Source organism: Oleiphilus sp. HI0123, from assembly GCF_001635315.1.
This window is the reverse complement of the sequence record NZ_LWGE01001322.1, coordinates 1-10,099: the sequence shown is the minus strand read 5'-3', so window position 1 is coordinate 10,099 and position 10,099 is coordinate 1. Positions and strand designations below refer to the sequence as shown.

The 10,099-nt window shown below is 44.5% G+C and carries 11 protein-coding genes; 7 read left to right on the top strand and 4 right to left on the bottom strand.

From position 1 onward, the window contains the following. Positions 1-64: 64 nt before the first annotated feature. The 6 genes from A3761_RS16275 to A3761_RS16250 all read left to right on the top strand — a co-directional run bounded on the left by A3761_RS16275 (position 65) and on the right by A3761_RS16250 (position 6,545). Positions 65-2,176 (top strand): TonB-dependent receptor, encoded by a 2,112-nt coding sequence (locus A3761_RS16275; RefSeq protein ID WP_197469959.1) that lies wholly within the window; start codon positions 65-67, stop codon positions 2,174-2,176. A gap of 3 nt (positions 2,177-2,179) precedes the next feature. Further along, positions 2,180-3,430 carry a sialidase family protein gene (locus A3761_RS16270; RefSeq protein WP_068553848.1) on the top strand — a complete coding sequence of 417 codons (1,251 nt, stop codon included), beginning with the start codon at positions 2,180-2,182 and terminating at the stop codon, positions 3,428-3,430. Further along, positions 3,430-3,954: a hypothetical protein gene (locus A3761_RS16265; RefSeq protein ID WP_068511183.1), complete on the top strand. Its 525-nt coding sequence runs from the start codon at positions 3,430-3,432 to the stop codon at positions 3,952-3,954. The genes A3761_RS16270 and A3761_RS16265 overlap by 1 nt, the downstream gene beginning before the upstream one ends. Then, positions 3,951-4,544, top strand: coding sequence for an energy transducer TonB (locus A3761_RS16260; protein ID WP_068750508.1), 594 nt, complete (start codon positions 3,951-3,953; stop codon positions 4,542-4,544). The genes A3761_RS16265 and A3761_RS16260 overlap by 4 nt, the downstream gene beginning before the upstream one ends. Positions 4,545-4,836: 292 nt before the next feature. Then, entirely contained in the window at positions 4,837-6,054 is a 1,218-nt protein-coding gene (locus tag A3761_RS16255) for a GGDEF domain-containing protein (protein ID WP_197473076.1), read from the top strand. Positions 6,055-6,062: 8 nt separating this feature from the next. Further along, complete coding sequence (locus A3761_RS16250) at positions 6,063-6,545, top strand: hypothetical protein (RefSeq protein ID WP_068511176.1); 483 nt, start codon at positions 6,063-6,065, stop codon at positions 6,543-6,545. Between the two features lies 1 nt (position 6,546). Here the strand turns inward: A3761_RS16250 and A3761_RS16245 are convergent, their stop codons facing one another. The 3 genes from A3761_RS16245 to A3761_RS16235 form a co-directional block, all read right to left on the bottom strand. Continuing rightward, the gene (locus A3761_RS16245) at positions 6,547-7,383 is read right to left on the bottom strand and encodes an ABC transporter substrate-binding protein (protein ID WP_068511175.1); all 837 of its coding nucleotides are present in this window, start codon (positions 7,381-7,383) and stop codon (positions 6,547-6,549) included. Between the two features lie 543 nt (positions 7,384-7,926). Then, the gene (locus A3761_RS16240) at positions 7,927-8,958 is read right to left on the bottom strand and encodes a GGDEF domain-containing protein (RefSeq protein ID WP_068511173.1); all 1,032 of its coding nucleotides are present in this window, start codon (positions 8,956-8,958) and stop codon (positions 7,927-7,929) included. Between the two features lie 10 nt (positions 8,959-8,968). After that, entirely contained in the window at positions 8,969-9,583 is a 615-nt protein-coding gene (locus A3761_RS16235) for a helix-turn-helix transcriptional regulator (protein WP_068511171.1), read from the bottom strand. A 57-nt stretch (positions 9,584-9,640) separates the two neighbouring features. On the opposite strand from A3761_RS16235, the gene A3761_RS26310 reads away from it, so the two are divergent. Further along, positions 9,641-9,790, top strand: coding sequence for a hypothetical protein (locus tag A3761_RS26310; RefSeq protein WP_156490768.1), 150 nt, complete (start codon positions 9,641-9,643; stop codon positions 9,788-9,790). A gap of 24 nt (positions 9,791-9,814) precedes the next feature. Here the strand turns inward: A3761_RS26310 and A3761_RS27795 are convergent. Continuing rightward, positions 9,815-10,099 (bottom strand): hypothetical protein (locus A3761_RS27795; protein WP_197473075.1); only part of this gene is annotated, 285 nt, incomplete at its 5' end.

Below are 10,099 nucleotides of genomic sequence, written 5' to 3'. Positions count from 1 at the left end.
TAAAACCTCATCGATATACTCACCTCCAATCTAATCATAGATGAGGTTGAATGAGGGTGTTAGTGTGAGAGTAAATCAAACTTTTCGAAATATTTCGCTATCAGGGAAAACTTGTATTGGTAGTAGTCTCTTGGGCGCTAGCCTTTTGTATGCACTTCCCGCTGTTGCAGACATGGAAGCAAAGCCAGCGGTTGAGCAGCTAGATACGATTAGTGTGACAGCAAATAGAAACGAAGAGTTGACCTTGGATGTGCCCGCCAGTATCGCCGTTAAGGATAGAGGCTCTGTTGATCTTGACCAGGCTAACTACCAAAAAGACTTGTTTAATAGCATTGCAGGCGTTCGTATTATACAGACCGGTTCAACCTTGGGGCATAAAACCAGTATACGTATGCCTTCCAATACAGGGCCTTATTACTTGTTTTTACAGGATGGCATACCGGTACAATCCTCTGGCTTCTTTAACCATAACGGTTTGGCATACACCAACTTTAGTACGGCAGGGTCTGCAGAAGTTTTGAAGGGGGCAGGGACTGCATTGTACGGCTCCGATTCAGTTGCAGGTACTATCAATGTGATTTCCCAAGACCCAAGCTTAAGAGAAGGTTATACCGTCAAAACTGAAGCTGGTGCGCATGGCTTTTATCGTTTAGGCCTAGCAGGAAGCGCAAGCTTGAGTGATGACTCTTCAGTCGGCATTGATATATCGCATAGCGAAAACGATGGCTGGCGAGACCATACTCGCTCAAAACGAAGTGAAGCGAATATTACGCATTTTGTTTCCTTGAATGACAACAATAGCCTGAAAACAGTCTTTGCAATAAACACTACTGAGGCTGATCAGGCCGGTAGTTTAATTGGTTTGGATGCGCTGAAAAACGATACAGAATCGGTGGGTGATATAGAAGCTGCACTAGCTACCGGGATGGATATTCAGCGAAAATTTGATTTTGCCCGTTTGAGTACAGAATGGACGCACTTACTTAATGACGAGATTGAACTGAGTACCATTGCGTACTTGAGAACAAACCGGAACCAGTATGTAGCAACTTGGCAGGGAAACCTTCCTGAGAATGATAGCCAGCAAAAAACGCTTGGCCTCATGTTCAAAGCCGACTATAGCCTAGATAGCCTCCGCTGGACTTTTGGAGCCGACCTTGAATATACCAAGTCTAGTCGAAGCTATGAGCAAACCTTTGACTATGTGCCCAGTGGCTGGGGAAGTAGTGTCGCTGAGGGCTCTATTTATGACTACGACGTGAATTACTTCGCCGTGTCACCCTATACCAGTGCTGCATTTAGTGTTACTGATCACTTAACAGTAGAAGCCGGCCTTCGCTACGACTCCAGCCGTTTTGATTACACGAATAATCTATCTGACGGGCAATATGCATCGTCGAGTTATGCGCGGGCATCGAGCGATAATGACCCTTCATTCAATCACTTAAGTCCTAAACTGAGTTTTAGTTTCCGTCTTGATGATAGTCAGAATATCTATGTTCGCTATGCAAACGGTTTCCGAATACCGCAAGCTTCTCGCTTGTATGCGCTTACAACTGACAATATTGATTTTGATTTAGACCCGGAAGTCAGTGATACCTATGAACTGGGTTATAAGCTGGCAACCACAAATCAGCGTCTCGATTTATCGTTGTATTACATGACGATTGATGACTCAATTGTTCGACGAGAAAACATTGATGGAGATCGTTACTACGAAAATGGTGGCGAGACCACGCATCAGGGGGCAGAGTTATCAATACTACAGACCTTAACAGAGGAATTATCCGCACGATTGGCTTATAGCTACTCGGAGCACGAGTATGTGAACGATGAAGATTATGGCGATAACGAGCAAGCTGAGGCGCCTAACAGTTTGGCTAACTTACGTTTGAACTATTCTCCTCAAAAGGTGCAGGGTTTGACGACTTCATTGGAGCTTGAGCATATTGGTGAGTATTGGATGGATGACAATAACACTAAAAAATATGGCGGCTATACGGTTACACACTTAAAAGCACTATATAAAATTTCTGAACAGCTCAAATTGAGCGCTAAGATTAATAACCTGTCGAATAAAGTGTATGCGGAAAATGCCAGCTTCAGTTACGGCAAAGAGAAGTATACACCAGGGGCTCCGCGTCAGTTATTCGCAGGTATTGAGTATCGGTTTTAAGACATGATGACTAAAGAACGCTCAGGTATTTTTTTCATACTGTGCCTTTTGCTTGCACTCTTATTGACCTGCAACCAAGATGCAGAGGCAGCAAAAAAGCATGGAGCAATGAAAAACAGTTTGCTGCCTGAGTGTCAAGGTATGGCACTTCCATCTGTGCATTGTGGACGCGCTCCATCGTATGCCGAGGGTAAGGATAAAGTGTATGTGGTCTTCTCTCAGAATGGCCATATCTACTTATCTTCATCATCAGATGAAGGGCGCAGCTATACGCCTCCTATTGCTGTTAATCGGCGACCTGAAGCTATTTATGATGATGGCGAGAATAGGCCAAAGATCCTGTTGGGAAAACAACAAGAGATCTTTATCTCATGGACGCATAAGACGCCTGGGCGCTATTCGGGGGATGTGCGTTTTGCTCGTTCACTCGATGGCGGTCAAAATTTTTCTGAACCGATTACGATCAACAATGACAAAGCACTAATCGGTCATCGTTTTGATGCGATGCTGATGGATGGTACAGGGCGTTTATATTTATTCTGGATTGATAAACGAGATAAAAAAGCCGCTCGTGACAGGAATCAAGACTACTTAGGGGGATCGATATATTTCACCTACTCTGACGATGTAGGCGCTAGCTTTCAGCCCGATAAAAAGTGGGTTGATCATAGTTGTGAATGTTGTCGTTTGGCCCTAGCAAATGATTCGAACCAAGATGTAGCGATCTTATGGCGGCATGTATTCCCAGGCAGCATTCGAGACCATGCTATTGCCTATGTCAAAGACTGGAAGTCTATGCAGAACGCTCATCCAGCTAAAGCGGCTATAGATAACTGGGTGATTGAAGGCTGTCCTCACCATGGTCCTGATATGTCTTTTGATCGTGATGACCGCGCACATATTGTCTGGTTTACACAAGGGGATAAACATAAAGGTTTGGTGTACGGTCGCTATAACTTTTCTGAAGGAAGGGCCTTAGACACAATTTCGATTGATTCACTCCCAGGTGCGAGTCGTCCACAGGTCATAGTGCAGGATTCGAATGTGTTCCTACTATGGAAACGCTACAACGGACAAGGTCTCGATTTGATCTTACGTCAGTCCGTGAACTTAGGAAAAGACTGGCTAAAAGAAAAGGTAATCGCAAGTACCACTCATGACTCAGATCACCCTGACCTGATTGAAGTGAAGGGCCGAATTCATGCTATGTGGCATACACAGGCTGAAGGCTTACGCTGGATTAGGGTAGAGTAATGATAAGCGTGAAAAAACTAGCTGTGTTTATATGGGGTTTAATAGTTATAGGGTGGAGCGCTTCGCTTCAGGCAAATGCGAATATAAAGCCCTTTTCAGCGGATAGTCTGATTGCCATTGAAGAATCTCGTAAGGGAGAGGCATTTATATTACTGCTATGGTCAATCGAGTGTCCTCCTTGTCTAAAAGAATTAAAACTTCTAAAGGAATTAACAGGGCAAGGCCTGAATAAGCACTTGTTGCTAGTTTCAACGGACGATATGGAATACCAGACAGATATTGAAGCTTTAATAGCAAACGAAGCGCTTCTTGAGTATGAGCATTGGCTTTTCAATGGCGATTTACCTGAACGTCTTCGCTATAACATCGATCCAGGCTGGTATGGTGAATTGCCCAGAGCCTATATTTACTCCGCTCGCGGGCAGCGGGTTGCACATAGCGGCATGTTGACAAAAGCAATGTTGGAACAGTGGTTGGCTTTAATTCATGCGAACTCTGCACCGGAAAGTACCGATTCACCATGACAACTTCCAAGCCTATACGTATTACCGTTATCGTGTCAGTGCTTGTTCATTGCGGAATGATGTTGGCCGTTTTTCTTACCGTGTCTGGTGGTGTTAGCCTAGATACTGTTAATGTGGATAAGCCATTGCTGCGTCCAGCGCTTGTGATTAGTCATCACCATGTTGCTGCAAAGCTAAAGCCAAAGCCAAAGCCAGAGCCAGAGCCAGAGCCAAAGCCAGAAAATCGATCAGAGAATGAACACTTTAGCTGTCCATCTGAAACCGTTTTGCAAGCGCAAAGCCTGGGTTTAGAAGGTGAATCGATACTTGCCTATAAACAGGAGCTGTTTAAGCTTATTGAGGCACAGAAATTTTATCCGAAGCGCCTCAAAAGAATGCGTAGAGAGGGTGAGGTGACGATTGAATTCACGCTCTTGGCAAATGGCGATTTAAAAGTCATTAAAGTCATCGACTCGCGTGGACATAAACTCTTCAAACAAGCTTCACTGGCATCGCTAAAGAAGGTCGACACTTTCCCACCTTTTCCAAAAGAGTCTACCCGTGCAGAGTGGACCTTTACGGTCGCACTAAACTACAGCCTTCGAATGTAGCGTAGAAGGAGGCTGCCCAAAACGCTTCTGCTTAACCGCTTTCATTGTAGGGTTTAAAAATCTTACAAAATAGCTGTCTTTGAACTACACTCAATAGGGTTTATTTAGCGGCCTTATCAGGGACAGGGGGCTGAACAGAATTCTGTTGAATAGTCGCCTCTGGTTTACGCTCGGTGCGATGTAGTTTGAGATGTACAGGGTAGGTATGGCTTCAAATCTTTTCTCATTTGATTCAATTGCTTTACGGCTGCTAAAGCGCATTTTTCTTATCTATTTCAGCATTACGCTTATCATGACGTTTGCTCATGCTTATTCGGAATACCATCATACAAAAGATGTGGTGAAATCTGAGTTGAAGGAAATCGAAGGAACCTTTACACCCGCGCTCCGCACTGCACTTTGGGCGGTCAATGAGAAACAACTTTCTTCTATTGCTAACGGAATTCTTCAGTTGCCCTTCGTGACGGGTTTGAAAATTGAGAACGGAAAAGGAGAGTCCCTTATTCCTGGAAGTCTAAATGTAGGGGAGGTTGATGCAGGCAGCTTTGAATATAGCTTCGACATTCTGCAAAGCACCCTGAACGATCAGTACGTTTATTTGGCAAAAGTAACCTTTTTGTCTGATAGTCAGGTGGTATTTGATCGTGTGAAATTCGGCTTCTTAATTATTGCAATTAATGCTTTGATGAAAAGTATTATTCTTTGGTGCCTGTTTTTATGGGTCTTTAAAGTAATGCTCTATAAACCTATGCAAAAGTTTGTAGGTGAATTGCATAGTATGGATTTTGATAGTCTTGATAAACGTCGTCTTAACCTTGGCCTGGAACATGATGATGAGCTACAGTCTCTAGAGAATAGCTATAACCAGATGCTCGAAACCTTACAGCAACAGAAGCAGGAATTTGTTGATGCGCAGCAAAGCTACCATCGAGAGTTAGAGCGGAAAGTTCATGAGAGAACTCACGAACTGGAGTTGGCGAATCAGCAGCTAAGTTTTTATGCGAGTACCGACCCGCTTACCTCAATCTATAATCGTCGAAAGTTCTTTGTTCTGGCTGAAAAATATCGGGCTTTAGCCTTGCGCAATAAGCATCCCTTATCCCTTCTGGCTTTGGATTTGGACCACTTTAAGCATATCAATGACGAATACGGGCATGCGGCTGGTGACGAGGTCTTGGTTAAGTTTACTTTGCTTGTTGGCCAGTTATTGCGTGAAAGCGATATCTTCGCTCGCTTTGGAGGAGAAGAGTTTGCGATCTTGTTAGAGAATACCTCCTCTGAAGATGCTGTGACGGTTGCGCAAAACATAATTGATGTGGTTGAAGGTCAATTATTTGAGTTTGAAGGTCATAATATTAAAGTGACTGTATCGGTTGGAATTGCAGAAATGATGATGGCGGATGAAGGCATTGGAGCATTAATCGCGAGAGCGGATAAAGCGCTATACCACGCCAAGGAAAACGGACGTAACCAGCATTTTATCTACGATAGTGGACAGGCGGAATTATAGTTATTGCGATGGATAAAGAGCTTCTGCATGTACAAATAATTAGTGCACTAAAATCGCGTTATGATATTGCGTACTCTGCTGCTAAACAAGCTTATGAAACGGCAACGCACGAAGAGAATGTTGCCGAGAACAAATATGATACGCTTGGGCTGGAAGCTTCTTATTTGGCCGAAGGGCAGGCTCGCCGGATGGCTGAAGCAGAAAACGCACTTAAAACATTTGAACGCTTAAAGCCAAAGAACTTTGGTGAAGACGATGCAATTCAATTTGGTACCTTAATTGGACTGAGAGAGCTCGGCACTGGTCGCGACGAGGCTGCTAGTGAAGTGTTTCTTTCGCCTGTTGCAGGGGGCCTTATAGTCGATTTTAATGGCCGCCAGGTGTTGCTTTTGAGTAAGCTCGCGCCGCTGGGAAAGGCTTTGTTTGGCGCCTATCTCGAGGACGAAGTAGAGCTTGGTGATAAGCGCTATCTAGTCGAAAGTATTAGCTAGTTTAGTGCCCGGGAACGACCATATCTTCGATGGCAGGCACGTTCGCGGTAACAGAGCCATTGTATCGTGCGTAAATATCCGTCATGGTGCCGTCACGGTGAAAGGTTAGCAAGACCTGGTTAAAGGCATCGACATACTCTTTAGAAACTGTTTCTTTGACAAAAATCACATAATATAAGTTCTTAATATCTGGCCCTGCATAACGCACATTCTGCAGCTTGAACTCTTTGATCGTATCAAAGCCGACGACATCCGGTACATAGACCACCCCACGTTTACCAAAGCGATCAGCTTCGAGCATTTTAAACACATGCTCAAAGTCGTTCTCTATGACAACACGAGCCCCAGGGATTTTCTTTGCGAATTTCTCGACCTTTTTCGACATGTTGGTCGGGCCATAGGTGGCGATGGTTAAACCGCTTAACTGCTGACGCGAGCTGTAGTCTAAAGGGTTATCTTTTTTAACAAACAGACCATAGTTCACTACATGAACGGGCAAGCTGTAGTGCCATTTCTTGGCTCGCTCTGTGTTATAGCTCATATTGAATGCAGCGTCCGCACGATGCGCTTCTAGTTCAACAAACATTCGGGGCAAGGGGTTAAATTGAAAGGTGGTGTCTCGCATTAGCTTCTTATTAACCGCCTTAACCAGAGCGGCCACCGGGCCATCAATTTCTTGTGTGGTTTCGTTGATGTAAGCGACAGGAGGATAACTATTAAATGAGACAGGCTTGCCTTTCTCTTGATGAGCCTGAGATAAGGCGCTAAAGCCAAGCATCATACTGACTACGATGAGTGCCGAAGCGATTGAGTGTCTATTTCGGCTAATTTTTATCATTTCCAGTCTTCCGATAACGTGGCTTATGAACGGCGCCATGACTTCTTATGGGGGCTATAAGGCATTAGTTTAGACCATGGTGCTTGGATTGCACCCATCAAGCCTAAATTCAAGGATGACTATTGTTATTGGGATTAAGCCGGCTTCGTTGCCTTTGCTTAAACCTTGTTCCAAGAGAAAAACTTAGCCTAAAAGTATTAAAAAGACGAAAAAACTGTGATGCGTGTCATGTTTTGAGGTCGGTACGCCGGGGGCTAAGCCCTTCGGGTGATCAAACTAAGCCCGGCTAAGCCCTATTATTTGAATCATCAAGACGAACGGCGTTAAGCAAAAAACTTCAGGCCTTTTTGCTTAGCTCCTTTCTAAACTTGTGTTGTGATAACTTTTTCCGATTAGGGCCTCCCTACAAGCCCTATTAGTGAACGCGGCGATTAGGTAGTTCGGCACCTTTCGCCGCTTTTTTTTGTCTGAAATTTAAGCTCAATCAAAAACACCTGACATCGCAGAGCGATTTATTCCGCAGTACTCTCTTGTAAAACGGTGCTAACTGCTTGCTTCTCTAATCAAGTCGTCGATGCTTTTCATATTACTACTATCGCAATAGCTGATACCAAAATTAGCAGAAAAGCTTACATTGCTTTCCTTAAGTTCATAGCTACGGCTTTTAATGAGTTGACTCAGTCGCTCAGCGACTTGCTTGGCATCTTGTGCGTTGCTCTCTGGCAAGATGATGACAAATTCATCGCCACCTATACGGGCAATGATGTCAGCATCTCTAATATCATTTTTTACTAGCTGGGCGATAAACTCCAGGCTGCGGTTGCCTGCATCTAGTCCCTGTTCGGTATTAATCTGGCTAAAGTGGTTGATATCAAAATGGATCAAGCTAATAGGGTGGCCATAGCGGTCGGCTTGCGAGAGTAGTTGCGATGCGTATTGTTGAACGAAGCGAAGATTTGCAATACCGGTTAAATTGTCAGTGAGCACGAACTTTTGCTGCTCGTTATAGGCATTTAGCATCTCATCAGAAAAGAACTTTACGGCGCTAACAACAATAAGAAAAACAATTAGCGCGTTTCCGATAAAAACTCCTTGTGCGATGGAGGGCGGAATGGGGGCCATGTAAGTTTCGACTCGTAGTGTATGGGCCGCGCAAAAGCACAAGCAACCATAAAGCATGACAGCAAGCTTTTTCCATTTTTCCTGGTCATTGAGCAGAAAGTAGACCACGACCGGGAGGCTTAGGAAATAGAGTTGGAAGCCCGTTTCAGCGCCGACAAAGAATATACTCCCCAAGGTAACTTGCAGGCTGGCAATGAGTATCAACCAATAGGCGGAAAGGACAAACTTCTCCTGCCTGACCCAGTAGAATGTTCCGGCATAGCAGAGCGCATATAGGAAATCTGTAAAGCTGCTCAGCGCTTGTTGGTATTGAGTCCATAAAATAGCTGAATAGCATAAGGATACAATCACGCCGACCAGTGACACGCTAATAACGATTCGCTTACGATATTGTGTGCCTAGCTTGGTACTAAGAACTTCTGATTGCTGTGTAGATGCCTTATTTTGCTTCATGCCTGTTTGTTTATCCTAACATGTTGGCCAGTTTGTAGGGGCCTTCCAGTATATTGTGTGTTAACTGAACTTGATTCGATACACCTGTTTTTTGGTATATCTTTTTCAAGCGAGAGCGAACGCACTCTTTAGTGAGCTTGAGCTCTTCGGCGATTTCTGAGCCTGATAGCCCAGATATCACCTTGCTGAGAACTTGTGTCTCGGAGGCGGTCAGGCCATAAAAGTCAGCCAGGACTAGATTGAGCTTCTCAAAGCTGTCTTTCTCGACAGGACGCATCACCACGAGTGAACCTTTCGCTTTCCATATCTTATTTTCATGCGCAGACTTTCGGTAGGGCGTAACACCAATATGCCATTCATTGCCTCCACCAACGTATGCATCTAAACGAATGAAGCCTCCTGGAAACAAATCTATTCCCTGCGAAGCAAGAATGCATTGCATGACAAGGTGCTGTAGCCGCTTGTTGGCGGCAGGGTTCTTCAGTGCGAGGCGGTCATGTTTTAAGGTGAGCACCTCACTCGATTTTGCAAACTCTTCTGCCCGGGCGTTCATAGGTTTGGAGACATAATTCTCCATCACCAAAAAAATAGCAGCTTCAGTACTACTTTTTAGCTGCTCTTGCACCTGGCTTTGTAGCTGGGCAAGTTTGGTTTGGGTGGATATGGTAAAAGCGCGCGTTAGGTGTGGTACAAAGATGCCGAGAATTTTCTTTGTTTGGTTATCAAAATCCTGCTGAGTATCTGGGCGGTAAAAGGTGATGCTGGCAATGAACTGGGTATCTCGATAAAAGCAGGTGCTGATACTATGGAAGCAATCATTTTCACGGAATAGCTCCTGATAGACTTTAGAAGAGCGTTAGCTTTGGCTATCTAATAGCTCTGAGCCTTTTTTGATTGAACTGGTAGACATGTCTTCGACGCTTAGTCTGCGTTCATCAAGGGGGGCGTATTCTTCGCTATATGACTCGATAGTTTTGTCGTTAAATCGATTAGCAACGATACTAAGTTGCTGGGACTTCCTATCAGTAATCGTTAGATAGCCGCCCAGCGCTTCAATTGCATCGCAGATATCGCTGATAACCTCTTCCCATACATCGTCGTAAGCGACCGATTCATATATATGAGCGACAAGGTCGACAAT

Bases quoted from the DNA above. Each gene is read 5' to 3' on its own strand.
- A3761_RS16270 (WP_068553848.1), top strand. From the start codon at position 2,180: ATGATGACTAAAGAACGCTCAGGTATTTTTTTCATACTGTGCCTTTTG.
- A3761_RS16265 (WP_068511183.1), top strand. From the start codon at position 3,430: ATGATAAGCGTGAAAAAACTAGCTGTGTTTATATGGGGTTTAATAGTT.
- A3761_RS16260 (WP_068750508.1), top strand. From the start codon at position 3,951: ATGACAACTTCCAAGCCTATACGTATTACCGTTATCGTGTCAGTGCTT.
- A3761_RS16255 (WP_197473076.1), top strand. From the start codon at position 4,837: ATGACGTTTGCTCATGCTTATTCGGAATACCATCATACAAAAGATGTG.
- A3761_RS16250 (WP_068511176.1), top strand. From the start codon at position 6,063: ATGGATAAAGAGCTTCTGCATGTACAAATAATTAGTGCACTAAAATCG.
- A3761_RS16245 (WP_068511175.1), bottom strand. From the start codon at position 7,383: ATGATAAAAATTAGCCGAAATAGACACTCAATCGCTTCGGCACTCATC.
- A3761_RS16240 (WP_068511173.1), bottom strand. From the start codon at position 8,958: ATGAAGCAAAATAAGGCATCTACACAGCAATCAGAAGTTCTTAGTACC.